Origin of the sequence: Paenibacillus amylolyticus (assembly GCF_036894225.1) — a bacterium.
GTDB classification, from domain to species: domain Bacteria; phylum Bacillota; class Bacilli; order Paenibacillales; family Paenibacillaceae; genus Paenibacillus; species Paenibacillus amylolyticus.
This window is the reverse complement of sequence record NZ_CP145892.1, coordinates 207,325-232,207: the sequence shown is the minus strand read 5'-3', so window position 1 is coordinate 232,207 and position 24,883 is coordinate 207,325. Positions and strand designations below refer to the sequence as shown.

Here is a 24,883-nt window from a genome sequence, read left to right as displayed (position 1 = left end):
CTCCTTGGTTTGGTAAGTGATTTATAGTAAGTTTGTATTATCTTTAAATTAAGATATATGATCTAGCGAATTATATTTTAATTGTTATTTTGATTGGCCTGTTCTTGTTTCAATTTATCAGGAGTCACGTCATCGCCGTTTGGATCATAGATGGTTGCATTCAGCAGAATGTCGTTGACCGAACCGCGAAAAGTTTGCAGATATTCCTGGCGAAGACGAACCTGTTCCTCTTTTTCCATCTCCGTCAATCCGCCCTCTTTAGCTTTTCTTGAAAGTTCATTTATTCTGGTCAATGTTGGGATCATCATCTTGATCTCTCCTCATGTAATGGATTAAAGATATTTGTTTGGGTTGTTATTTATATTTAAATTAAATATCTTAAGTTAAAGATAAATGATTTGTGATCGGTTGTCAACTCTTTTATCTAAACTAAAATAAATGAACCTGCTTCCCCACCTTACGTCATGTTGCTTTAACTATGAAACGAAACAAAAAAGGGATAGCTCCGCAATATCTCAACCATTGCTGAACTATCCCTACATGTATTTATTTCATTAGCCCAGCTTTTGACCACAATTCGGACAGAAGTTGGCTCCTTCATTTTTGGCTCCACAGTTCGGGCAGAAGTTTGGCTTCTTGTTGCCTTCTGTAGATGAAGATGTATTCGAATCACCGTTGTTATTTCCCGCTGGTTTCTGGTCGTTATTTTGATTCTGAGACGAATTGGAATTATTGTTCTGATTCTGGCCTTGATTCTGGTTCATGTTTTTCATCATTTCATTGGCCATGTTCATGCCCATCATCATACCCGCCATATCCGAAGCTGCGCCGCCGCCCTGTACTTTACCGGATGAGATGCCGTCTGTCATGCTGACCTGTTGATACTTTTGCAGATTACCAATCATCTCATGCGAAGCGGTCTTTGTAATCATATCCTGGATCTCTTTTGGATAGTTGAAGCTCATCACTTGGAAACCGGTAATCCCAATGCCGATGTCCATCATCTGCATATCCAGATCTTCCTGAATACCTTTGGCAATATCCGATGCATTGGCCTGCAGGTTGAACATATCCTTCCCTTCACGGCTGATCCACTTCATTAGAAGCTGATCCAGCACAGAAGTGATTCGGATTTTGACATCCTCGACCAGATAACTCTGTTTGATGCCTGCAATCTTATCAATCAGGGTCACATAGTCACTTACTTTAAAATTAAATGTACCGTTGGCCCGAATCGGCATCCCGCCAGGGAGTTGTGGTGTTGGAATCAACACCGGGCTTTGTGTGCCCCAGCGCACGGTGAACTCTTTTGTGTTTACAAACAAGACTTCGACCCGCATGCCGCTGTTAAATCCAAATTTGAACCCTTTTAAGGTAGAAAGAAACGGAATGATCTCGGAATCGATATTAAATGATCCTTCGTCCTCGAAAATCCCTTCCACTTTACCGTTATTTAGGAAAATGGCGTCCTGACCCGAACGGATGATAAGTTTACTCCCCTTCTTGATCTCCCGGTTGCTCCACTTCCAAAATATCATGTCATCTCTGAACTCTTCCCATTCCACCACATTCGAAAATTGATTTCTGAAAAATCCCATACTAATTCCCATCCCTTCTATTTAACATAATCCGATTACTCAGTTACTAAAACGAACCTCTACTTCCACTGTGTGAATGACCGCCTCGGGAGGTACCCCCGCCTCCTCCTCCGCCACCGTTGTTGTTGTTCTTCTCGATTTTGCGCTTGGTTACGGTTGTACGGATATAACGATCCTGACGATCAATTACACTGGAATTGCTTGAATCCTCATAAGTCGCACGATTGACCGTGACACGTCCCCCGGATCGATAGGTCATAATACCAACAACAATACCGCCAAGAACTACAGATACTCCCAACTGAAACCAACCGTTGAACAAAATATTGTTTGGATTCACACCAGGTTCATACCCCATATATTTGTAAGAGAGCTCAATATATTTCTCAAATGCGAGTTTATAATCCCCACTGGACAATTCAGAGGTAATTCGGGTACGGATAGCATCAAGCCGCTGATCGCTCAGATATTCTTTTGCCTTATAAAATCCAGCCAGATACACTTTACGATTATTCATATCCATCGTCAATATGACAGCATTACCATGTTCTTTATCGTATCCTAGCCTCTGCTCATCATAAAAATCTTCAGTTAAGAGTATAACATCCTGATTCTCAACATTATTTGTTGTCAAAATAACAAAATCCGTCTGCCGTTCCGTGCCATACTGATTCGCAAGTAGATTCAATTCACTTTTCTCCTGCTCACTCAGCAGGTTGGCCTCATCGTAGATGAGATTTTTGCTCTCCGCTGCGGATGCCGATGACATGGGAATCAACGGAGCAACAAGGGTGATCATAAGTAAAATGAGCGTAGCCATCACGGCCAGAGGGGTTCTTTTTCTCATAAGAATCCACCTCCCATCATCCAGGAAACCAGCTTCAGTGACAGTAACGAGACCGCAGATACCCCTGCGAACCATCCAGCCACTTTGGCTTTGCTGATCGGTGGTTTGCCGACCACTTTACCTGTCTGACCATTCATGGCAAAGGTATACTGTGCCCGATTGTAGTCATAGTTGACCATCCACACCGGGAGCAGCACATAGTCTGCATTTTTGAGCGTGGTATCAATCTGTTTGTCCGTGTAGCTCACGCTGGTATATCCGGATACAGTTGAGGCAATATAAGAATCAATGTACGATCTCGTTTTATCCTTGGCTCTTGGAAAAAGTTCCTCGTCCGTATAACTGTATTTTTCCGCAATGTACCCCGCCAGATACGGGGTCTTGAACAATTTCAGCTGGTTATATGGGAAAGGCTCCAGCTTATCCATCAGTTCATCCTTCATTTTCTCCGATGCATCAATGGGCAGATTCACGTAATTCAGCCGAATCCGGCGGTATATATCAAAATGCTGTGTTTCCGTGTAATGGTAGTCGCCCTGGGTGTAGGATCTGACCTTGGTGCCACGACCATGCACTTCGATTTTGTTATGTAACTCGTACAACCAAAACGGCACGTACATGCCGGTAATGCTCTGAATCCGATCGGCGGACATGAAGCCACTTGGCGTTAACAGGCCATTTCTGCACCACTTTTTGAAAGCCTGCTTGGCTTGATCCTTGTTGATCGAAAAGGGAATCACCATCGCAGGGGCCAGATTGCCCGTCAGCCGATCACTGAGTACAACCGCTGCACCGCAGAAACTACATGTCGTCGCACTGGTCTCCGGTTCTGTCACAATGTCAGCTCCGCAGCTGTTACAGTGGTATTCTTTGACCTCATTTTCGGTGAATACTTGTCTCTTCAAGGGATCGGGGATCTGCTCTATGTTGTCCTCGCGGCCGCAGCTGGGACAGGATAATGCACCTGACACACTGTCAAAGATCATACCACTGCCGCAGTTTGGACATTTATATTCTATAACCGGCATCTGCTCACCTCAATGTTAACGAAATGGTTTAACGTATTACTTATTCTTCAGCTTTTCCTGAATCGCTGCGAGTTCTTCCTCCGCACTTGGCGACGCACTCTCATTATTACCCGCATCTGCGTTCATGTCCCTCTCCAACTCGGCAATTAATTCGTCCAAATCATCTTCCTGTGCCCCAGCACGAAGTTCTGCCAAAGCCTCTGCTTCGTTCAGCGCCTGATTCGCCTTATCTTCCATGGCCTTCAATGCAGCATCAGCTCTGCCCGCAGATGCATTCCGTTCGTTGGCCTGTTGCTGCGCCTTTGCATCTGCGATGCGACCTTTCAGTTCTGAATGCCGCGCCTCCAATTGCCCTAGATCTGCAACCAGTTTATCGTTCATATGCTTCATCATCTTGGCTTTGGCAGAAGCACGTTCATAGGCGGCTTGTAATTCATTCACTTTGTCAGCCAGCTTCACTTTCTTCTCCAGAAAACCACGTGCCTTGTCTTCGTCTCCCGACTCCGCTGATTTTTCCGCATACCGCTGTAATTTCTTGACCTCGGCGCTACACTCATCCAATGCTCGCTTCGCCCGGCTCTCATCCGACAGCACCGCTGCCGTTTCAGCCTTCACCTGACCCAGATCACTGCTCAGGCTTCGCATATATTCATTCACACTCTTCTCCGGGTCTTCCGCCCGAGATAACATGTGGTTCACATTGGCCTTCATCACGTCTCTAAACCTCGATAAGATTCCCATTACTTGTTCCTCCTCCGAAAAGTTCATATGTATACTATAATACATGAATACGGCGACATACGTTTCACATTTCACGATGGCAAGTGGAGTTACTACGATCCAAATACGTACTATAAAACGTAATATAAGAAAAGACGAGCACTTTATAGTGTCGCCTTATAATCAAAAAAATCACTCATAATTATCAGTATCATTCTTCCTCAATCACAGTTCGTAATGAACAGCACACTTTCCTCTGCGATCCGATTTGGATCGGTATTATGGGTTTTAGTCCTTTGCCCGCAATCCACAAATCCCTACCTGATCTACGGCTCGACCGGAAGGCTCTCCACCGCTGTGAAAAACACATCCAATAGCTCAACGTTATACGTTTTATGGACGTATTCGGTTATTAACGCCACATCCTCTTCCCCCTGATACTCCAAGCATGGGCGGCCCTCACTCCACAGCACCCTGCACGGGAACTTCCCGACAACATCCTTAATGATGTGATCCGGCTCAGCTACTTTATGAATGTCTCCCATATGAAATCTCCTCATTTCTCTATACTTATCGTGTGCAATTATGCATTAATTTTGAAATACATAACGATTCGATTCAGTGCACTTCATCACATTCCACTCGGAGAGCTATGAAGGCATATCACACAAGCATTTTGCAGACACAACAGGGCTGGTTCCCCCATAGGTGCCATTCCTTCGCAAGTTGGCTATAATAAGGGGATCAAAGTTTTCTATAAAGGCAGGAAAAATATGCGTACACGAGTTCACTTTATTGCTCCCTACGAATCGATGATTCCTATTATACAAGAGTGCATTCCTCGCTTTCCCCAGTTAACCATTCAGACGGACGTGGGCGACTTGGCAAACGGTGTGGAATTAGCAACTCAAGCTGAGAAAAATGGTGCAGAGATTATCATCAGCCGCGGCGGAACCGCCCAACTCATTAAAAAAGCAGTGACCATTCCCGTCATTGATGTGCAGTTATCGGGCTATGATATGATTCGTTCACTTACACTGGCAAGCCAGTTTAACGGCCAAACAGCCATTGTTGGCTTCTCCAACATCACCTCTGGTGCACAATCGATTATTGATTTGATGGATCTGCCCCTCAAGGTCTATACCATACATAGCTCGGAAGATGTGGCACGATTGCTCCTGGAGTTGAAGGCTTCCGGGTACCGACAGATTGTTGGAGATGTGATCACCGTCAACACCGCGAAGACCTATGGTCTGGAGGGATTATTAATCCAATCTGGCCAGGAATCCATCCTTAGAGCGATGGAGGATGCACAGCTGGTCTACCGTTATTTGAGCAAAAATCATGCGATATCGATCATCCTGAATGACCTGGTTACACGGGAACATCCCAATTTACTTATTTTAAATGAACGGAATGAAGTTGTATTCGAGAACCTGACCGATTTTGGGAAAAATCCGCTGACCGATAATCACATATATCTGACCAATACCAGTCTGGAATTCCATCAATCCCAGATCCAAAATGTGTTCATGGTGGACGATTACCAGCTCACGGTTAACGCCTATGAAACGACCCTGGACAACAAGAACTACAAGGTATATATGCTGGAAAAAGGACAACCCTATGCCTTTGCACAATTCGGCATAACAACGTTTACGGACGCATCGATGGAGCCTATCGTTGCCGAATCCCCTGCCATGCAGGCGGTATTGAAGAACATGCGAGCACTTTACGAGAATCATGAACCGATCTATCTGTGGGGTGAAGCAGATTCCGGTAAATCTTTTCTGGTCAAACATATTCATCAGATGTACTCCGGTGGTGGACTGTTATTACAGATGGATCTCACGCAAGTTCCGCCCGGTCATTTGCACAAGATACCACTCGCCAAGGTTAGAAATGTAGAGATCAACCACATGGAAACACGTATGGAAGATTCGGAGTTGCTCGCCTTTATCCAGAGTTGCCTTCAAAACCAAATAGGTGTGTTTATACTCGGGGAACAGATATTGAACCCGCAGTGGTCACTCGATCTGGAGCTTAATACAATCATGATGCCAAATCTTGCGGATAGACCAGAGGATCTGGCTCCACTGATGCAGCATTTCCTGACGGATTACTACCACAAATACGGAACTACTGCGGTGAGAATCAAAGAAGATGCTCTACAGCTGATCCAAGATCAGATCACACATATGAATGTCAACCAGCTGAAACATCTGATCAAGCAGGCTGCACTCAACGAACAAGATTATGTAATCACCACGGCTACCTTGTCCCGCTTGCTGGATCAGCAACCTTCTTCAAGCCCAATGAAGTTGAACGGTACGCTGAAGGAGATTGAGAAGGAAGTTATTCAGTTCGTGCTTCAGGAGGAAAATAACAATCAATCAAAGGCCGCAGAGCGTCTGGGGATTAACCGGGCCACATTATGGCGTAAACTTAAAGATTAACTTTAAGTTTGCGTCTTTTTTATCGCCTTTATGTGTTGCGTTTTTAAACAGTTAACAGCGTATTTAAAATTTACAATAATTTATTGTTGCTATATTAAACGATATGGGATAATATAATCCCTGCAAGCGCTTCATAAAAACGATTACTTCATAAGGAGCTACTACTATGAACATTAAAGCAACTTTAGATCGCATCCCTGGCGGTATGATGGTCGTTCCCCTGTTACTTGGTGCAACCATTAATACATTCTTCCCAAATGCCCTGCGCATTGGCGGATTCACGGAAGCACTTTTTGTTAACAGTGCCAGTACTTTGATTGCCCTGTTCCTGTTCATTGCGGGTACACAGATTACGTTTAAAACAGCAGGTTCCTCTGTCGGCAAAGGTTTGACCTTGCTTACGTTCAAATGGGTGATTGGTGCAGCCCTTGGTTTTATCGCTATTTTGTTCGCGGATTCAAACGGATTATTTCTCGGTCTTGCCCCGCTTGCCATTATTGCTGCGATGACTAACTCCAACGGCGGTTTGTACATTGCTCTGGCCGGCCAATACGGGAAGGAAGATGACAAAGCAGCCTACCCTTTCCTGGCTCTCAGTGATGGTCCTTTCCTTACCATGGTAGCGCTCTCCATCTTTGGTGCGATGGGTTTTGCAAACGGCATGTTTTCCCCTATGGCCTTTGTCGCGGTATTGCTTCCGCTCATCGTTGGTGTCATTATTGGTAATCTGGACCGCAATCTGGGGGAATGGCTGCATAAAGGCAGTGACAAACTTGTTCCGTTCTTTGCATTTGCTCTGGGTATGAACATTAGCTTCTCCTCCATCATTCAAGGTGGTCTTAGCGGAATTTTACTAGGTGTGTTAACCGTGTTATTAACGGGCGGAATCGGTTTCCTGCTCTTTAAAGCCATCGGCTGGAACCCCATCGTTGGTGCTTCCGAAGGTTCAACTGCAGGGAATGCCGTAGGTACACCTGCTGCCATCGTGGCTGCTAATGCTTCATTTGGCCCAATTGCCGAGATTGCTACGGTACAAATTGCAGCGAGCGTTGTAACAACAGCCATCCTATTGCCGATCTTCATCGGGTTCCTCTCCAAACGACTGGAGAAATCAGGTGGAGTTGAGAAATACAATCAACGACCAACCACATAAATGGGTTTCACCTGATTTAATGTGCTTAATCTGTGCTTAATGGATGATCTGAAAGGACTTTTTATTAAATTGTGCTTACAAGGAGGGATGACTGCATGAAATTAGCCATTATTGCAGATGATTTGACCGGTGCCAATGACAGCGGGGTGCAGCTTGCCCGTCACGGCTTGAAGACCAGTGTTCTTTTTAATATAGATGAAGGTCCTCTTACACGTTACGATGCCGTCGTCTTTGATACAGATAGTCGTTCCATATCCTCGCAGGAATCGTATGACCGTGTATATCAGGCTGCTGAATTGCTGACGAACAACGGATTTGAGACGATTTTCAAAAAAATGGACTCCACCATGCGTGGTAATATCGGCATCGAGATTGATGCTGTATATGATGTCGTAAAGCCGGACTTTATGATGATTGCCCCGGGTTATCCCAAAAATAACCGGACGATATTGGAAGGAATCCACTACCTGAACGGCGTTCCGCTGGCAGATACTGAAATTGCCCATGATCCGAAGACACCTGTAACGATTTCCTACCTTCCGGACTTGTTGAAACAACAGACCAAGTACGAAGTTGGCGAAATCACCGTCGCCGATCTGGAAGCCGGGCAGAATCATATTCGCACCAAGCTAGAGCAGTTGAAAACAAATAATATTCCGTATGTAATGGTGGACTCCACCGAAGAAAGACATCTGGAACTGATTCTGCAGATGACTCGCGAGTTGGAGTATACGTTTACTTGGGCAGGTTCGGCGGGCATTGCCAATTACCTCCCCGCACATTACGAGTTGGAATCCAGGGCTGCGTCACTTGATATCCCGGAGAATCCCGGTCCAATCCTAACGGTGGTCGGCAGCGTGAACAAAAACTCCCGAGAGCAGCTGCATCGCTTGATGCGCAAGTCCCGCGTAGCTTCAGTCTCCTTCCATTCCTTCAAAGCGGTATCCGCAACCGCAGACCGCACGGAAGAGATGGAACGTGTCTATAACGAGGTTCGAGACAAAGCGCTGGAAGGACAAGATGTTGTCCTCTACTCCACCGCTGAACAGGTGGATATCGAACTGGCACGAGCAACGGGCGAAATTCGTGGTCTCAATCACACGGAAGTCAGCAACGAGATTGTACTTGCGATGGGTGAGATCTGTGCCAGACTGCTGGAAGAGGGATTGTTCAAAGGGGTATCCATGACCGGCGGTGATACGGCAAAACAAATCTGTCTGAAATGGAATATTAGCGGCTTCGAGCTGCTGGATGAGCTTGAAATCGGCGTGCCGATCTCCAAGTTTATCGGGATTGATGATCTGCATGTGATTACCAAAGCAGGCGGATTCGGCAAACCGGATGTCTTTATCCATGCGATTCAAAAATTAAAAGGGGGTATTCTCGTATGAAACCTACAATTGGAATTACGATGGGCGACGCAGCAGGTATTGGACCGGAGATTATTATGAAAGCACTGGGTCATCAAGAAATGTACGATCAGTGCAATCCACTCGTTATCGGTGATGCAAAGATTCTGGAGCGTGTGTTGCCTGTCATCGGTTCAAGTCTGAACGTTAATGCGATTCAAGAGCCTTCTGAAGCCAAGTATGAATTCGGTACAGTGGATGTGATTGATCTGAACCTCGTTCCTGCGGATCTGGAATATGGTAAAGTATCTGCCGTGGCTGGAGATGCAGCATTCCAGTTTCTCGCCAAAGCCATTGATCTTGCCAAAAAACAGCAGATTCACTCCATCTGCACCGCGCCTTTGAACAAAGAAGCTCTGCATCAAGGAGGGCATCTGTATCCGGGGCACACCGAGATTCTGGCGGACCTGACGGATACACAAGACTTCTCGATGATGCTGACCACGCCTAATCTGCGCGTTATTCACCTGACAACACACATGGGTCTGATCGATGCCATTGCAAGTATTAACCCGGAAAGAACCTACACCGTCGTGAAGCTTGCTCATGATACGTTGAAAAAAGCAGGCTTTGAGAATCCGCGCGTTGCCGTATGCGGAATCAATCCTCATGCCGGGGAGAACGGCTTGTTCGGTAATGGAGAAGAAGAAGAGAAACTGCAGCCCGGCATTGAGCGTGCGCAGCAGGAAGGCATTAACGTCGTTGGTCCACTCCCGGCGGACACACTGTTCTTCCGCGCTGGTCGAGGTGACTTCGATATCGTTGTAGCCTGCTACCACGACCAAGGTCATGCGCCGATCAAAGTGATGGGCATTGAGGAAGGTGTAAACATCACCGTTGGCCTGAAAGGTGGTATCATCCGTACATCCGTTGACCACGGTACGGCCTTCGATATCGCCGGTAAAAATATCGCAGATGATAAAAGCATGCTGGCTGCCATCCGCTCTGCTATTGAGCTGGCGCCGAAGGATCAAGTTTAACATCAAGATTCATCCGGTACATGCGTGAGTCTGATCGTAAGATCAATTGTATTCGTATCGGTATATATTCGGTATTCAATAAATAGAAGGAAAAAGTCAAACCCTCTGTAAGTTTAAGGGTTTGACTTTTTGTATATCGTCCACCCATTTATCCAGACCAATAGTCTTGGTTGGTATTATGGCCATCAAACATATGCTAAACTGATCATAATAAGCAAGTAAAGTGAAGAACTCCTGTAGACCTGCAGTACACATCGATTACGTGAAGTTCACACCGACTTTAAATGATAAAAAGGAAGAGATTTAATGGGACGAAAACAATCTTTTACTGAAACAGAGCTACTGGACACAACTAAAAAATTATTACTTGAGCATGGCTATGACGGTTTTCATCTCAAGCTGCTCTCACAGCATCTGTCCGGAGCCCGGAGCACGATATATCAATATTACTCTAATAAAGAAGAGATTGTTGCTGCTTGTATGAAGCGATCAATTGCAACCGTATTAGAGAATTCATTAGCCATTGATGAGACTGATCCAATGGATGCTCTTGAGCAACTGCTTCTGATCTACGCAGAAGAATCTACGCTCCATCAACTTCTGGGAGATGCCAGTAAAATTAATACAACTAATTCTGCTGCGGCAGCGAGAGATCTTGAATTTATTGAGGAAGCACATAGGACCCTAAAAATTCAATTATCACGCTTGTTTGAACGCGCTCAGCAGGATCAAGCCCTGCGACAAGATATTCCTCTACCTGTACTTATTGGTGTTTTTTTTAACTTAATTAATACGCCTAATATGCTAAATATCCCTACGCCTGATTGGGGAAAGTTGCTGTTCCAAATGTGGATCGGAGGAGCCAAGAGCTAACTTTATTCTTGGCTTTAATTTGACACAAGTGTCATTTATATCGTTTAATTATATAAACCACGTGGCTGTACCTCTAATTTGACACATGTGTCAATAAAAAATGAAAGAAGGAGTTGAACAGATCATGTTTTTAGCGATGAAGGAGTTAATGCATAGTAAAATGAAGTTTTTAATGATTATCATTATCTTCGTACTAATGGCTTGGTTGGTATTTATTTTATCCGGTCTGGGGAATGGATTGTCTACGCTAGCCGCATCAACATTCAAGACCATGAAGGCTGATTATGTCATCTTTGAAGAAGGAGCTCAGTCTTCCATGAGCAAGTCACTGCTGTCAGATCAACTGGTGGCGAAGGCGGAACAACTTCCTAATGTGGATGCTGCATCCCCTATGGGAAGTACGATGGCAACAGCAATGAAAGAGACGAGTACCAAGAATGAAGATAAAGTCGATATAGCGATTATAGGAGTTAACCCAGGAAGCTTCCTGGAACCAGCTATTGTAGAAGGTGAAAGCCTGTCTTCCGAGAATCCCACCGGGGTGGTTGTGAATTCGACCCTAAAAGATGAGGGCTATAATATCGGGGACACCTTTCAACTGGATGGCACGACGGAATCATTGACAATTATCGGATATGTGGAGAATCAGACGTATAACCACGTTGCATCCGTATTTACCCCAATGGCTGAATGGCGGAAGATTACCTTCGCGGCTCCAAGTTCAGATAAAGGAATCGCCGGACCGGTTAATGCGATCATGTTACAAGGCGAGAATATTGATCCAGAAGCTATAAATAAAGAGTTATCCAGCACAGATACAGTTACCCGAGCAGCAGCTGTACAAGGAATGCCCGGATACAAAGAAGAGAACGGTACGATTCTAATGATGCTTGCATTCCTACTCGCGATCTCTGCATTTGTACTTGGGGTATTCTTCTATGTCATTACGATGCAAAAAACCAACCAGTTTGGCATTATGAAAGCGATAGGCGCTAGTAACCGTTTCTTGGGAAAAGCCATTATCTCGCAAGTGTTTGTACTTTCGCTGACTAGTATTGTTGTTGGAATCTTGCTGACTTATGGGACAGCAGCAATTATGCCAAAAGGAATGCCATTTAAGCTGGAAACCAGTCTTGTCTTCAATTATTCTATTATCTTGCTGGTTATTGCTATGTTAAGTTCACTGGTATCTGTTCGCAAAATTACTAAGATTGATCCGCTTAAGGCGCTCGGGAGGGTTGAATAATGAGTACGGGACTACACATGCGGGAAGTCACCATGTATTATGCCGAAGGAAACAATCGGATCACCGCGCTTGATCATGTATCCATATCCGTGGAACCGGGGGAGTTTGTTGCTGTAGTTGGACCTTCTGGTTCTGGTAAAAGTACATTCTTATCTATTGCTGGGGCCATGCTGAAAGCCTCCGAAGGAGATATTCAACTAAACGGAAATCATATTTCGAAGCTTACGGAGAAAGAGTTATCTAATATAAGGCTGCAAGAAGTTGGATTTATTATGCAATCTTCAAATCTAGTTCCCTATCTAAATGTTCTGGATCAACTGCTAGTTGTAAAAAGGATGGCCGGGACGATTAAAAAAGAGGATAAGGCATTTGCAACCAAGCTGCTGGAAGAACTGGGGCTGGGTTTGAAGTTAAAAAGTTTTCCCGAAGAGTTATCCGGTGGTGAGAAACAACGGACAGCCATTGCTCGTTCTTTAATGAATAATCCCAACATCATCTTAGCCGATGAACCAACCGCCAGTTTGGATACCAAACGAGCCCATGAAGTGGTTAGTCTAATCGCGCGAGAAGTGAAATCACGCCAAAAAGCGGCCATTATGGTTACCCATGATGAGCGTATGCTTGAATATTGTGACAGAGTATATCGGATGTATGATGGCGGTTTGTCCCTAGCTGAATCGTAAATATATGGACCAAACAATATACCATTTCTCTTCTCTATTCTTTCTTTTATAAAAAGCTTCTATTCAGAAAAGAGTAACATGTTAAGTAGATTTTAGGTCTGTCCATCACTCTCCTCGTCCCTCTCACTCTAGGCTCCCAAGTGGTTCGGGTCTCTCACCCACAAGTATCACTTCACGTTCGCTCTGCGAATGTCTGCTTCGGCGATATGCACTTGGTGACATTCCGTTCTGTTTGTTGAAGATGCGGTTGAACTGGGAAAAGCTTGTGAACCCACACTGTGCAGCAATATCTGTGATTTTCTCACTCGAATTCAGCAGCATTTGCTGGGCATTCCGAATACGGGTCATCTGCACGTACTCTGTGAAGGTGAAGCCGGTAACCTTATTGAATTGGCGAGACAAGTGATGGGCACTTACATAAAAGCGCTTGGATACCTCGTCCAAAGATAAATCCTGCTGATAATGGCTGTGAATATAAGAGGCAATGGCATACATGCGCCTGGACATCGTTGATCCAGTCTCTTCACGCACATACCCGTTCTCTGGTGAGTAACGATGAAGAGCACAGAGAAACTCCACGAACTTGCTATGAATCATAACCGATTGAAGGACAGAAGGGTGCTGCGATATAGCAAAAATATCATTGATTGGCGCGAGGACTTCCTTGCGTCTTTCTTCTGTAAATCGGAATATCGGGACCGGTTTATTAAAAATCGAAAACAGCTCTGTGTAACCGCTATCAAGACCAGGTGTATTACGTGGCATGGCAAAGGTGATCATCAATCGTTTCGGCGGGGCACCCTTCGGATATTGCGTTTTATGCAGCAATGAAGGCCGCAGCAGAACGATATCCAGAGGCTGGATCTCATATAAACTGCCTTCAATGATGTGTGCAGCCGTGCGATCGAGAAGGATACAGATTTCATAGAAATCATGGAAATGCTGAAATTCCATATTCAGTTCATGGGAGCGCTCGTCATAATCCAGATGATAAAAAAGTGAATCTCCAGGCTGGTTCACATGGATCGCATATCCTTGCTCGTATGCCAAAACCGATGGTGTCATGGACATGCCCCCTATCCTGATTCTAATGATTTTATTTTAGCATGAAATGCAATAAAAAGACGTTATTTTCAGCATACAATACATAGTTTCGCCCATTTCTCTTTTGTTATGATAGAGTTGATATGTTAGCGCTTGCAGTATTATCACTCCAACAACGACTACAGCCTGTACTTACTACAAACCAAGGTGGGAAACCAACATGAAAATGAATTCCTTATATACTCGAATCCATACCATTGTTAAACACTTGGAACGTGCTCGACTTACCTCAAAGACATATATCCCTGAGCTTTATCATAAAGAAAGTGGTTACCACTCCTGGGAACTGGTGCATGAGGACCCTTCCTCCTGGAACGTATTCCGTAAGGGTGATGGCTGGGGTGGCAAAGACGTACACAGTTGCTTCAAAACCCGCATTCAAATCCCGGATCAAATGGAAGGGAAAAAGGTCGTTTGTGCCATCGTCACCGGTGCTGACGATATCTGGAATTACGATAATCCGCAATTCTTAGCATTCCTCAATGGGGAACTGATCTGCGGTCTAGACGTGAACCATACGGAAATTGACCTGACACCCGCTGCGGCAAAAGGTGATGAATTCGAACTGGCATTATATGCGTATTGCAGTACGTCTGCCGCGGATGTTTTTCTAAATGTATATATCGCCGAGCATCATCAGCAAGTCTCCGATTTGTATTACGATCTCAAGGCTGCGCTGGATGCTGCGGATCTACTGCGTGAGGATGATCTGGAGCGCCTGAAGTTGGTCGAACATCTGAATAAAGCCGTGAATCTGCTGGATTTGCGCCAGGAAAACAGCTCAGAATTCCATGCATCGGTACTGGAAGCGCGCCGATATCTGCAAGATCATGTCTATGGTGATATCCGCCCTGCCGGTGATCACATCCCTACCGTGCACTGTATCGGACACACGCATATCGATGTGGCATGGCTGTGGACGCTGGATCAGACTCGGGAGAAGGTCATTCGTAGCTTCGCGAGTGTATTGTATCTGATGGACAAGTTCCCAGAGTATACCTTCATGTCCTCTCAGCCCCAGCTGTATGCGTACTTGAAAGCAGACTACCCATCCCTATATGAGAAAATTAAGGAAAAGGTGGCCGAAGGCCGCTGGGAAGCGGAAGGTTCAATGTGGCTGGAGGCTGATTGTAACTTGATCTCGGGTGAATCCATGATCCGTCAGATTATATACGGGAAACGTTTCTTCAAGGAAGAATTCGGCGTAGAGAACCGTGTGCTCTGGCTGCCGGATGTATTTGGTTATAGTGCAGCGATGCCGCAGATTATGCGCAAGAGCGGCATTGATTATTTTATGACAACCAAAATTGCCTGGAATGATACAAACCAGATTCCAAACGACACGATGTACTGGCGAGGAATCGACGGATCAGAGGTCCTGACCCATTTCATCACAGCAACAGACTATGACAAACACCCTGATTTCAGGCAGCGTCGCTTCGAAACGACCTATAATGGTCGGTTTAATGCTTCGCAAGTAAAAGGTACGTGGCAGCGATACCAGAACAAAAACATCAATGCAGATGTCCTGCAATGTTTCGGATTCGGAGATGGCGGCGGTGGACCAACCGAAGAGATGCTGGAGCATGGCAGACGACTTGATATTGGACTGCCGGGTGTACCCGCAGTGAAACGCACCTTTGTACGCGAGTTTTTCGAGAAGCTGGAGCAAAATCTGGCTGATGTTCCTTCCGTTCCTCGCTGGTCGGGTGAGCTGTATCTGGAGTATCACCGGGGTACCTATACTTCCATGGCGCGTAACAAACGGTACAACCGTCATAGCGAATTTGCGCTGGCTGATGCCGAGCTGTATGCCATGATTCATCGTCAGGCGAATGCACAGGCGGCCTATCCAACCGATGCACTGGAGCATGCATGGAAGCTGACGATGCTGAACCAGTTCCATGATATTCTCCCGGGCAGCTCCATTGAGCAGGTATATGTGGATTCCAAGGAGCAATATGAAGAAGTTCTGCGTGTCACGGATGAGCTGAAAGACAGTGCGCTGAACGGCATTGCAAGCCAAATTACATCTGATGGCGAAGCCATTGTAGTATTCAACACGACCGGATTTGTACGGACGGATGTGGTTGAACTGCCTGCTTTTGCGAGAAAAGTAACCGTCTATGATGGAGATCGCCCTGTACCAAGCCAGCGGACTCCCGAAGGCGGACTTGTGTTCCTTGCAGAGAACGTGCCTGCATCCGGGTATAAATCCTTCCGAATCACACCAGATCTGACAGACGAGCTTGTTGCGGGCGTATCGGTTGCACAGTGGGAAGCAGATCGGCGCCACATCCATACACCTTGGTACGATATTCATCTGAATGAAAGTGCCGAGTTCACATCCGTATGGGACAAGCTGGAGGGCCGTGAGCTGCTTCAGTCTGGCAAGCGTGGTAACGTGCTGCAAGTGTTCGAGGATCGACCTGCGGAATACGAGGCATGGAACATTGACGATTATTATGAACAGCATATGTGGGAGATTAATGACCTGCAGTCGCTGGAGTGGGTTGAAAGTGGGCCGGTACGTTCCGTGCTTCAAGTGAAGCGACAGTTCCTGGACTCGGTCATTGAGCAGACGATCATCTTCTATGCGCACACGCGCCGGATTGATTTCCGTACGTTTGTGGATTGGAAGCAAGAGCATTTGCTGCTGAAAGCCGCTTTCCCGCTGGATATCTGGAGTGAAAAGGCCGTCTACGAAATCCAGTACGGCAACGTTGAGCGTGCTACCCACCGTAATACGAGCTGGGATCAGGCCCGGTTTGAAGTATGCGGGCAGAAGTGGGCCGATCTGGCGGAGAACGGGTACGGTGCTGCTCTGCTGAACGACTGCAAATACGGATATGATATTCATAACTCGGTGATGCGACTGTCGCTGATCAAGAGCGCAACGTACCCGAATGAAAATGCCGACAAAGAGCAGCACGTATTCACCTACGCGCTCTATCCGCATCAGGGCGACTTCCGTGAAGGACGTGTCATCCAAGCTGCTTATGATCTCAACCGTCCGCTGGTTGCCCGTGAGATTACATCGCAAACCGGTACGTTGCCGGGAACATGGTCAATTGCATCGGTCGATCAGGATAATGTCGTGCTGGAGGTTATCAAAAAAGCCGAGAACAACGATGATATGATCATCCGAGTCTACGAAGCACATGGCCGCCGCAGCCGTGCTTCCCTGCAATTGCCTGAGGAAGCAGGTGCTACGGCGTACGCGTGTGATTTGCTCGAAAACAACGAAGCGGAATGCGCCGTGGAAAATGGTCGAATTTCTTTTGATATCAAACCGTATGAGATTCTGACCTTCCGTATCCCTGCTGAACAGTAAACAGAAATTACGCAACATGAAAAACTGCAACATTGCTTAATATGCTTCAACAATAAAGCAATAAAGGGCTGCCTCCTGTCATATCTGACATGAGAGCAGCCCTTCATTTGTCGTTCTTTAAAATTCTTCGTACTCGCTTGGGTCCTGATCCCACAAACGTCCATCTGGACGATTAAATGCAGAGATGACCTGCATCTCTTCTGTGCTCAACTCAAAATCGAATATATCGATATTTTCCTGTTGATGCTGCAAGGAGCCAGCTTTCGGAATGGGAATGGAACCCAGCTGAACATGCCAGCGCAGAATGATCTGGGTTGGTGTTTTGCCATGCGTTCCCGCAATCCGAAGAATGTTCTCATCCTTCAGAATATCCTGTACGGCATCATTGCCACGTCCAATCGGACTCCAGGATTCGTTCACGATGCCATGCTTTGTATCCTGTTCCCGCTGATCAGCTTGGTCAAAGAACGGATGCAGCTCAATCTGATTCAGACTCGGCGCTATCCCCGTTTCCTTAATCAGCCGTTCATTGTGCTCAGGCAGGAAGTTGCTGACTCCAATGGATCGGATATATCCACGCTTTTTGGCTTCGATCAGCGCTTGCCATGCCTCGACATACATATCCTTCTTCGGATTGGGCCAGTGAATCAGATACAGGTCGTAATAATCAAGATCCGCTCTGTACAGGGATTCCTGAATCGCCACAAGTGCTTTATCATGAGCGTGATAACGCCCCGGCAGCTTCGAGGAAATGAGCAGATCTTCTCTGGCGATGGAGCTTTGTTTGATTGCTTTGCCCACCGTTGCCTCATTCTCATAGTTATACGCCGTATCAATTAATCGATAACCCGCATCCATTGCGGAGGCGATCGATTTAACACCTTCTTCACCTTTTAAACTATAGGTACCAAATCCAATTGCAGGCACTTTCAAGCCATCGTTCAATGTATATTCCGGAATTCGATGATTCATCTGAAGACTCTCCTTTGCAAAAGGTATACGAACAATATGGTAAAAATAATGCCCCTCTCCGTTTATCTACCCCTCCATACGTGCTTGAATCAATTGGAAGTCACCACTCCGTTTTAGTCGATGACGGCTTCCTCTTCTAGCTCTCATGAAGAACGGTCTCCTTTTCATTCAAACGAAGAGATGGGCGTGGCCGATAACCGTTGATTGCCTATAAAGTTCTTAATAGCCATAGCAGCCTGCTTATACCCGCCAGCATCGCGTAACGTTTCCCCAATAACCTCAGCATGCTCCTTGTAGGAGGCATTACCGAGCACTTCTAATACTGCGTTTCTAAGCACATCGGGTGTAAGGTTATTTTTGTCCACGATGACTCCTGCTCCCAACTCCTGTACCCGGCCTGCTACACGCGGCTGATCCGATGTTAACGGAAGCATGATTAACGGTACATTGTAATACAAAGCTTCGCTGGTACTGTTCATGCCTGCATGTGTCAGAAAAGCATCTACACACTGTAACACTTCCAGTTGAGGGACATAGGGTCTTATGATGAAATTGTCAGGAATGAGATCAGCAATGGGCTCCAAATCGGTATCCTTCCCAGAAGACAAGATAAACTGCACAGGCAAATCACGAAAGGCCGTAAAGCAAAGCTTATAAAACTCAAGATCTTTATTTAAAATGGTTCCCATCGAAATATAAACGACCTGCTTATAAAGAGCATGCAGAGATTCATTTGCAAAAGCTGGCGCATCCTTGCGTGGGATAATGGATGGGCCGGTGAACACAAAGCTGTCGTCCAGCTTGTCCCCCATGGGTTGAAAATAACGACTTGTATAGACAATCTTCAGTTGTCCTGAATGCCCTGAAAGTTCCGCCAGGGAAGGTACAGCCACATCGAACTGGGAAGCTATTTGCTGGGACACTTCCACGATGCTGTTATATAGCTCCTTGACCTCCTCCGTATCATCATTCAGTTGTTTGTCTGACCCAAGAGGCTCCACAAAAACAAAGGTGCTGGTTGAGCATACCGTTGGTATACCTAGCTTCTCACCTAGAATTTGTCCTCCCCAGCCTATGATGGAGTCAAAAATGATATAATCGTAGGTTTCATGTTCGATCAGATTCAGAACATCTGGAATAAACCGTTGAATAATTTTTGCCAATATCATATATAAAAATTGGTAAGGATGCTTGAGTTCAAATGGCTTCATACCAGGGTTGTTGAGCAGGGTTGCCTCGTTGAAGGAATAGGCCTTAAATTGTGCGCCTAACGCTTCAATCTTCGTCCGGTATTTTTCGGTACAACAGTAAACCACTTCATCACCGTTCTCTACCAGTTCCTTGATTAATCCAAGCGACGGATTGATATGGCCTTCTGCAGGGATCATCACAACTAATACACGTGCCACGGCACTCACCTCCATTAAATTTTCCAATGCACTCAAGTGGGGGATATGGTAACCCATTCTTCCAGACCATTGGCTTGAATAAATAAAACTCTACTACCTCATTGAGGCGGTAGAGTTCCTATTCATGAGACGGAAGCATTAAAGTCTACGATACCTAACGTTTTTTACTCTCACGAGCTGGTCACGGCACCCAGACATCCCTTTTATAAAAGGTTACGCTGTAAGCATCGGTATCGCTGTATCGTCCATCTTTGCTTATCACTTTAAAATATACATTATTGTAGTCGACAAGAACTGTATCCGCTCCTGACGTATTCGTAGAAGAAGCAACCAAATTTCCAGCGCTGTCATAGGCGTACAGATCGTAATCATAGCCGGAAGGAGAACCCAGCACGACAGATTTGCCATGCCCTCTGAATGTAAAGTAGTCTACATCTGTCGGGGATGATAGATAAGACCAAGCACTTCCACCCCAGTAAGCCGGACCGTAGGGAGTGGCCACCGTTTGCGTTGGGATTTTATACGCGCTGCTCAAAGTGTCATTCGACTCGTAATTATCCGCCAAGGCCGTACCCACAATCGATCCTGATAAAAGCGTTATCATAATAGCAGAATACAATGTTTTCTTCATTTCATTCTCCCTCCATTTCTTTTGAAAAGTTAGCACGCCAAAGAGACTTCATGCTTTTCCCTCGTTCATAGACACGCATGATCAGAAAAAGCTCCAAATCACTCCTTTCAAAATATGGAATTAATTATAATATAATGAAAAATATATGTATTGTCTACTTGTTTTTACAGTAATTCTGTTTTGCTAACTGTATTTGATCCCGATTCCAGAACTGTGCCGTCAGTCTCATAAATAAAACATTTGGATGTGTTCCTGTGATTTTAAAATTAGCCAACTTGTTAAGACTCCACATATCCTCACCCGTGGCCGAAATGGAGGGCATCCAAACGTAAAAACGACCACCAATATGGTGGCCGTCACATCTATTTTAATAAATCTTCTTAGTACTCTCGCGCATATTGCTTATCCTCTTTCAGTTGCACAATGTCATGTCCGGTTGGATTCTGGAAGGCCCGTAGTCCAAATGTTGACGCCACCGCGAAAATATGGTCAAAGATATCCGCCTGAACGTTCTCATATACACCCCAGTTAATATCATTGCTGAATGCATAGATTTCCAGAGGCAGCCCGCGATCTTCCGGTGCTAATTGTCGCACAATCATCGTCATATCTTTATTGATTTTTGGATGATTCCTCAAATATTGATGGATATATTCCCGGAATACACCGACATTTGTCAGTTGTCTGCCGTTCACGTTGCTTTCGGTATTCACCTCGTGCTCCATATTGTATGCTTGAATTTCCTTTAATTTTTCCGTGACATAATCAGTCAGGTAGTGGATTTTCTCAAATTCAGCCACCATCTCTTCCGTACAAAAACGGATACTGCTGATATCAATATAGATACTCCGCTTAATCCTTCTGCCGCCGGACACCTGCATGCCTCTCCAGTTACGGAACGAATCCGAAATGAGGGCGTAGCTTGGAATCATCGTAATGGTTTTATCAAAATTCATAACCTTTACCGTATTCAATGTAATGTCGATGACATCACCGTCCGCATTATACTTTGGCATCTCGATCCAGTCACCAACGCGTACCATATCGTTCGACGATAGCTGTACACCGGCCACGAGGCCCAGGATCGAGTCTTTGAATACGAGCATTAATACCGCCGATAACGCCCCAAGTCCACTAAGGATAATGAGCGGGTTCTGTCCAATCAGGCTGGAGATGACGATGATGCCCCCGATAATGAACAGGACAATCTTGGCTACCTGAATGTAACTCTTGATTGGGCGAATCTTCGACACCTCATAGGTACGATAGATATCATCGAAGACATTCAGCAGAGCATTCAGAACCGTAATCATGATAACAATCATATAGGTCATTGCTGATTTTTCAATTATGGCCTGATAGGGCGAGAAAATATAAGCAGAATAATAGATTATAATGGCTGGCACAAGATGCGACAGCTTCTGAAATAAATTTTTCTGAACCACAATATGGCCCCACTTGAAACGGTTGTTACTTACGATACGATGGACCGTCTTCAGTACCACTCGCTTGGCAATCACATTCGCCAATATCGAGATCACTGCTATAAAAATAATCATAATGATGTTTGAAAGATAACCAATGGAGGGTCCACTCATGCCGAGTTCTTCTAGTTGATTTCTGATAAAGTCCATTGTTTCCTCCTGACATAATCTAGTTTAGCCTATTATTATAAAGTAGTTTGAGAGGGCAAGCAAAGTTTGTGCTCCCGCTTCATTCTTCCTATGTATTATATATATTAAAAAAAGGACCCTATCATTCAAAGAATGATGGGTCCACTTAATTATGTCGTCTTTGCATCATGATCACGAGAAATGTCCAATAACTCACTCACCGTCACCAGACGGTACCCTTCCGCGACCAGTTCATCCACCAGCACACGAACCGCCTCCACCGTCTGGGAACGATCCCCGTACCCATCGTGGAATATGAGCACGCTGCCGGGTTTCACTACAGACCGAGTATGCTCCAGAATATGCTCAACGCCGGGATTGTCCCAATCCTTCGCATCACCGTTGACAGCACCAATCGTACGATATCCACGCTCCGCCGCCAGAGACAGTATATCATCGTTTACGCCAAAATACGGCGGGCGGAAGCAGCGGGCAGGTTGCCCCGTAACTTCTTGAACAAGATTTTCTGCGCGTTGCAGCTCCTCCCCGGCTTCCTCCAGCGTCAACTTGGTCAGGTCTGGATGCGTATACGTATGGTTGGCGATCTCATGCCCTTCCCGGTGTACCTCCGCCGCAATCTCCGGGTGGTTCTCCATCTCTTGACCAATCATGAAAAACGTCGCCCGCCCACCCGCACGGCGGAATATCTCAAGCACTTGAGGTGTATACACCGGATGTGGCCCGTCATCAAACGTGAACGCCACAACCTTTTCCCGAACAGACTCCTGCTCTACCATCACGATATTGACCATAAATAATGACCCCTCTCTGCAACTGCCTGGCTACATACCCCCTTATTATTCCATGACCACAGGCTCCGGTCTAGTCCAGAGATCACACCTTGCGAAATCCCGAATCAAGTCGAGATCTACCAGAAAGAGAGTACAAGCAAGCGAGCGAGCAGCAAGCCCTTCTACCGCCACGCCCTCCAGTCCAGCCTCCAGCTAACCTTTGATTGCACCTGCGATCATACTCTTCTGCACCTGTTTGTTCAGCAGCAGATAGATGACCACCGTTGGCACTGTCGTAATCATCAGTCCAGCACCAATGATACCCCATTGCGTAATGTACGTTCCCACCATCGACATCATACCCACCGTCAACGTCTGGTAAGCCGTGTTATTGATAAACGTAACTGCAAACATCAGCTCATTCCAGCATGACAGAAATGTGAAGATGGCTACCGTTGATATAGCCGGGGTTACCAGAGGCAGGATAATGGAGAAAAACGTCCGGTATATGCCGCAGCCGTCGATAACCGCCGACTCCTCCATCTCTCTTGGGATACCTTTGAAAAAACTGCCCAGAATGAATACCGCCATCGGAATGCCAAATGCCACATAGGGAATGATCAGAGACCAGTAACTGTTGAGCAGGCTCAGATTCTTCAAAATAATAAACAATGGCAGCAGCGCCGCATGAATCGGCACCATCATGCCCAGCAAAATAATCGTCATCGTCAACCCACTGAGCTTCCAGTTCATTCTCGTGATTGCGTAACCCGTCATGGAGGACAGGATCAGTACCAAGACAATGGAGGCCGCAGTAACCAGCACACTATTCATAAAATAGGTCAGCACATGGCCGTCGGACATTGCTTTGGTGTAGTTGCTCCACAGAAACGCTTTGGGCAACCCGGCTACATCACCGCTGAAAATCTCACTGTTATCCTTCAGGGAAAACAGCGCCAGCCAGATGAGCGGATAGATCTGCACAATCGCGACGAGGATCAGAAACGCTTGCAGGAACACTTTCCCGATCGGTCCGGAGATGGACCCCGGCTTGGGCTTTTTTTGCAACATGACTTCTACGGTACTCATGCCTTATGCCTCCCTCTACTCCGTTTTGAACAATGAATTAATGAGGATCGTACACACCAAACACTCCACAATGATAAAGACCGAGATCGCACTGCCATATCCGTACCGGAACGTATCAAAAATGGTAGCGTACATCAGTGTGCTTGGCACTTCAGTGGTGTAAAATGGCCCGCCACCTGTCAGCACATAGATCAGGTCAAACACCTTGAATGCACCGATGACCGAAAAAACAAGGCTTACCTTCAGAATGGGCTTCATCAGCGGGATCATAATGGACCACGCCGTCCGAATACGGGAAGCACCATCCATTCGAGCCGCTTCGAGCACATCCTGAGACACGGACTTCGCACCTGCATACATCAGCAGCATGTGATACCCCACGTACTGCCACAAGGTTGGAATAAAAGATGCCGCCAGCGCGGTGTCCTTCTGCCCCAGCCAGTCCTGTGCCAGGCTGGATAAGCCGATACTTTGCAGCAGCACGTTCAGCAGGCCGTAATCGGCATTGTAGATTTTTGACCACAACTGGGCAATAACCACCGTTGAGATCAACACCGGGATGAAATATACGGTCCGGTAGAAACCTTCCCCCTTGACGTTGGACGCCAGAATCAGTGCGAGCACCAGCGAGATCGGCAGTTGAATGAACACCGAAGCACCCGCGAATAACAGGGAGTTTTTGATCGAATTCAGCACCCGGGTATCCTTAAACATCTCTACATAGTTGTCCAGGCCGATAAATGTACCCCTGCCTACGCCGTTCCAGTCCAGCAGACTGTAATAACTGGAGACAAAGATCGGAATAAGCACGATTCCGCAGAACAGAAGCAGGGTGGGCAGTACAAAGACGGCGATCGTGCCTTTATTGGAAAATACAGAGTTCATTGTTGTTCTCCTCTCAAAGGCGTGACCGGGATATTCCGGACCACGCCTTGTTTGGGTTCATC

Annotated in this window: 22 protein-coding genes; 8 read left to right on the top strand and 14 right to left on the bottom strand. The window is 46.0% G+C overall.

From position 1 onward, the window contains the following. Nucleotides 1-77 precede the first annotated feature (77 nt). From V6668_RS01115 to V6668_RS01090, 6 genes are all read right to left on the bottom strand, one after another. Nucleotides 78-305: a DUF896 domain-containing protein gene (locus V6668_RS01115; RefSeq protein WP_076254330.1), complete on the bottom strand. Its 228-nt coding sequence runs from the start codon at nucleotides 303-305 to the stop codon at nucleotides 78-80. Between the two features lie 249 nt (nucleotides 306-554). Continuing rightward, nucleotides 555-1,598 carry an SPFH domain-containing protein gene (locus tag V6668_RS01110; RefSeq protein ID WP_338707503.1) on the bottom strand — a complete coding sequence of 348 codons (1,044 nt, stop codon included), beginning with the start codon at nucleotides 1,596-1,598 and terminating at the stop codon, nucleotides 555-557. 46 nt (nucleotides 1,599-1,644) lie between these two features. Next, nucleotides 1,645-2,445: a TPM domain-containing protein gene (locus V6668_RS01105; protein WP_338707502.1), complete on the bottom strand. Its 801-nt coding sequence runs from the start codon at nucleotides 2,443-2,445 to the stop codon at nucleotides 1,645-1,647. Beyond that, the gene (locus tag V6668_RS01100) at nucleotides 2,442-3,473 is read right to left on the bottom strand and encodes a TFIIB-type zinc ribbon-containing protein (RefSeq protein WP_338707501.1); all 1,032 of its coding nucleotides are present in this window, start codon (nucleotides 3,471-3,473) and stop codon (nucleotides 2,442-2,444) included. Before V6668_RS01100 ends, V6668_RS01105 begins: the two co-directional genes overlap by 4 nt. 36 nt (nucleotides 3,474-3,509) lie before the next feature. After that, complete coding sequence (locus V6668_RS01095) at nucleotides 3,510-4,214, bottom strand: PspA/IM30 family protein (RefSeq protein WP_338707500.1); 705 nt, start codon at nucleotides 4,212-4,214, stop codon at nucleotides 3,510-3,512. A gap of 305 nt (nucleotides 4,215-4,519) precedes the next feature. After that, nucleotides 4,520-4,738: a hypothetical protein gene (locus V6668_RS01090; protein ID WP_100526457.1), complete on the bottom strand. Its 219-nt coding sequence runs from the start codon at nucleotides 4,736-4,738 to the stop codon at nucleotides 4,520-4,522. 228 nt (nucleotides 4,739-4,966) lie between these two features. Between V6668_RS01090 and V6668_RS01085 the strand changes: the two genes are divergently transcribed. From V6668_RS01085 to V6668_RS01055, 7 genes are all read left to right on the top strand, one after another. Next, nucleotides 4,967-6,649 carry a PrpR N-terminal domain-containing protein gene (locus V6668_RS01085; protein WP_338707499.1) on the top strand — a complete coding sequence of 561 codons (1,683 nt, stop codon included), beginning with the start codon at nucleotides 4,967-4,969 and terminating at the stop codon, nucleotides 6,647-6,649. A gap of 166 nt (nucleotides 6,650-6,815) precedes the next feature. Beyond that, entirely contained in the window at nucleotides 6,816-7,802 is a 987-nt protein-coding gene (locus tag V6668_RS01080) for a 2-keto-3-deoxygluconate permease (protein WP_338707498.1), read from the top strand. 95 nt (nucleotides 7,803-7,897) lie between these two features. After that, nucleotides 7,898-9,193, top strand: coding sequence for a four-carbon acid sugar kinase family protein (locus tag V6668_RS01075; protein ID WP_338707497.1), 1,296 nt, complete (start codon nucleotides 7,898-7,900; stop codon nucleotides 9,191-9,193). Continuing rightward, nucleotides 9,190-10,191 (top strand): 4-hydroxythreonine-4-phosphate dehydrogenase PdxA, encoded by a 1,002-nt coding sequence (gene pdxA, locus V6668_RS01070; protein WP_062837729.1) that lies wholly within the window; start codon nucleotides 9,190-9,192, stop codon nucleotides 10,189-10,191. The genes V6668_RS01075 and pdxA overlap by 4 nt, the downstream gene beginning before the upstream one ends. A 306-nt stretch (nucleotides 10,192-10,497) precedes the next feature. Next, nucleotides 10,498-11,064: a TetR/AcrR family transcriptional regulator gene (locus V6668_RS01065; protein WP_338707496.1), complete on the top strand. Its 567-nt coding sequence runs from the start codon at nucleotides 10,498-10,500 to the stop codon at nucleotides 11,062-11,064. 124 nt (nucleotides 11,065-11,188) lie between these two features. Then, the gene (locus V6668_RS01060) at nucleotides 11,189-12,310 is read left to right on the top strand and encodes an ABC transporter permease (protein WP_338707495.1); all 1,122 of its coding nucleotides are present in this window, start codon (nucleotides 11,189-11,191) and stop codon (nucleotides 12,308-12,310) included. Beyond that, nucleotides 12,310-12,993, top strand: coding sequence for an ABC transporter ATP-binding protein (locus tag V6668_RS01055; RefSeq protein ID WP_338707494.1), 684 nt, complete (start codon nucleotides 12,310-12,312; stop codon nucleotides 12,991-12,993). Before V6668_RS01060 ends, V6668_RS01055 begins: the two co-directional genes overlap by 1 nt. Before the next feature lie 123 nt (nucleotides 12,994-13,116). Here the strand turns inward: V6668_RS01055 and V6668_RS01050 are convergent, their stop codons facing one another. Beyond that, nucleotides 13,117-14,058: an AraC family transcriptional regulator gene (locus V6668_RS01050; protein WP_338707493.1), complete on the bottom strand. Its 942-nt coding sequence runs from the start codon at nucleotides 14,056-14,058 to the stop codon at nucleotides 13,117-13,119. 199 nt (nucleotides 14,059-14,257) lie between these two features. Between V6668_RS01050 and V6668_RS01045 the strand changes: the two genes are divergently transcribed. Continuing rightward, nucleotides 14,258-17,431 (top strand): alpha-mannosidase, encoded by a 3,174-nt coding sequence (locus V6668_RS01045; protein WP_338707492.1) that lies wholly within the window; start codon nucleotides 14,258-14,260, stop codon nucleotides 17,429-17,431. A 117-nt stretch (nucleotides 17,432-17,548) separates the two neighbouring features. Here the strand turns inward: V6668_RS01045 and V6668_RS01040 are convergent, their stop codons facing one another. The 7 genes from V6668_RS01040 to V6668_RS01010 all read right to left on the bottom strand — a co-directional run bounded on the left by V6668_RS01040 (nucleotide 17,549) and on the right by V6668_RS01010 (nucleotide 24,821). Next, a complete protein-coding gene (locus V6668_RS01040; protein ID WP_338707490.1) occupies nucleotides 17,549-18,403 on the bottom strand; it encodes an aldo/keto reductase in 855 nt (284 codons plus the stop codon). 164 nt (nucleotides 18,404-18,567) lie between these two features. Beyond that, complete coding sequence (locus tag V6668_RS01035) at nucleotides 18,568-19,812, bottom strand: macrolide family glycosyltransferase (protein WP_338707488.1); 1,245 nt, start codon at nucleotides 19,810-19,812, stop codon at nucleotides 18,568-18,570. Nucleotides 19,813-19,993: 181 nt separating this feature from the next. Beyond that, a complete protein-coding gene (locus V6668_RS01030) occupies nucleotides 19,994-20,443 on the bottom strand; it encodes a hypothetical protein (RefSeq protein ID WP_047841473.1) in 450 nt (149 codons plus the stop codon). 380 nt (nucleotides 20,444-20,823) lie between these two features. Continuing rightward, nucleotides 20,824-22,077, bottom strand: coding sequence for a mechanosensitive ion channel family protein (locus V6668_RS01025; RefSeq protein ID WP_036616263.1), 1,254 nt, complete (start codon nucleotides 22,075-22,077; stop codon nucleotides 20,824-20,826). A 149-nt stretch (nucleotides 22,078-22,226) separates the two neighbouring features. Continuing rightward, complete coding sequence (locus V6668_RS01020) at nucleotides 22,227-22,868, bottom strand: polysaccharide deacetylase family protein (RefSeq protein WP_338707485.1); 642 nt, start codon at nucleotides 22,866-22,868, stop codon at nucleotides 22,227-22,229. Between the two features lie 192 nt (nucleotides 22,869-23,060). After that, the gene (locus tag V6668_RS01015) at nucleotides 23,061-23,936 is read right to left on the bottom strand and encodes a carbohydrate ABC transporter permease (RefSeq protein ID WP_338707484.1); all 876 of its coding nucleotides are present in this window, start codon (nucleotides 23,934-23,936) and stop codon (nucleotides 23,061-23,063) included. A 15-nt stretch (nucleotides 23,937-23,951) separates the two neighbouring features. Next, nucleotides 23,952-24,821, bottom strand: a complete 870-nt coding sequence (locus V6668_RS01010; RefSeq protein WP_017691225.1) for a carbohydrate ABC transporter permease — start codon at nucleotides 24,819-24,821, stop codon at nucleotides 23,952-23,954. Nucleotides 24,822-24,883: the final 62 nt, after the last annotated feature.

Bases quoted from the DNA above. Each gene is read 5' to 3' on its own strand.
- V6668_RS01050 (WP_338707493.1), bottom strand. From the start codon at position 14,058: ATGACACCATCGGTTTTGGCATACGAGCAAGGATATGCGATCCATGTG.
- V6668_RS01090 (WP_100526457.1), bottom strand. From the start codon at position 4,738: ATGGGAGACATTCATAAAGTAGCTGAGCCGGATCACATCATTAAGGAT.
- V6668_RS01045 (WP_338707492.1), top strand. From the start codon at position 14,258: ATGAAAATGAATTCCTTATATACTCGAATCCATACCATTGTTAAACAC.
- V6668_RS01065 (WP_338707496.1), top strand. From the start codon at position 10,498: ATGGGACGAAAACAATCTTTTACTGAAACAGAGCTACTGGACACAACT.
- V6668_RS01025 (WP_036616263.1), bottom strand. From the start codon at position 22,077: ATGGACTTTATCAGAAATCAACTAGAAGAACTCGGCATGAGTGGACCC.
- V6668_RS01110 (WP_338707503.1), bottom strand. From the start codon at position 1,598: ATGGGATTTTTCAGAAATCAATTTTCGAATGTGGTGGAATGGGAAGAG.
- V6668_RS01015 (WP_338707484.1), bottom strand. From the start codon at position 23,936: ATGAGTACCGTAGAAGTCATGTTGCAAAAAAAGCCCAAGCCGGGGTCC.
- V6668_RS01055 (WP_338707494.1), top strand. From the start codon at position 12,310: ATGAGTACGGGACTACACATGCGGGAAGTCACCATGTATTATGCCGAA.
- V6668_RS01040 (WP_338707490.1), bottom strand. From the start codon at position 18,403: ATGAATCATCGAATTCCGGAATATACATTGAACGATGGCTTGAAAGTG.
- V6668_RS01105 (WP_338707502.1), bottom strand. From the start codon at position 2,445: ATGAGAAAAAGAACCCCTCTGGCCGTGATGGCTACGCTCATTTTACTT.
- V6668_RS01010 (WP_017691225.1), bottom strand. From the start codon at position 24,821: ATGAACTCTGTATTTTCCAATAAAGGCACGATCGCCGTCTTTGTACTG.
- V6668_RS01095 (WP_338707500.1), bottom strand. From the start codon at position 4,214: ATGGGAATCTTATCGAGGTTTAGAGACGTGATGAAGGCCAATGTGAAC.
- V6668_RS01085 (WP_338707499.1), top strand. From the start codon at position 4,967: ATGCGTACACGAGTTCACTTTATTGCTCCCTACGAATCGATGATTCCT.
- V6668_RS01100 (WP_338707501.1), bottom strand. From the start codon at position 3,473: ATGCCGGTTATAGAATATAAATGTCCAAACTGCGGCAGTGGTATGATC.
- V6668_RS01080 (WP_338707498.1), top strand. From the start codon at position 6,816: ATGAACATTAAAGCAACTTTAGATCGCATCCCTGGCGGTATGATGGTC.
- V6668_RS01115 (WP_076254330.1), bottom strand. From the start codon at position 305: ATGATCCCAACATTGACCAGAATAAATGAACTTTCAAGAAAAGCTAAA.
- V6668_RS01030 (WP_047841473.1), bottom strand. From the start codon at position 20,443: ATGAAGAAAACATTGTATTCTGCTATTATGATAACGCTTTTATCAGGA.
- pdxA (WP_062837729.1), top strand. From the start codon at position 9,190: ATGAAACCTACAATTGGAATTACGATGGGCGACGCAGCAGGTATTGGA.
- V6668_RS01060 (WP_338707495.1), top strand. From the start codon at position 11,189: ATGTTTTTAGCGATGAAGGAGTTAATGCATAGTAAAATGAAGTTTTTA.
- V6668_RS01020 (WP_338707485.1), bottom strand. From the start codon at position 22,868: ATGGTCAATATCGTGATGGTAGAGCAGGAGTCTGTTCGGGAAAAGGTT.
- V6668_RS01075 (WP_338707497.1), top strand. From the start codon at position 7,898: ATGAAATTAGCCATTATTGCAGATGATTTGACCGGTGCCAATGACAGC.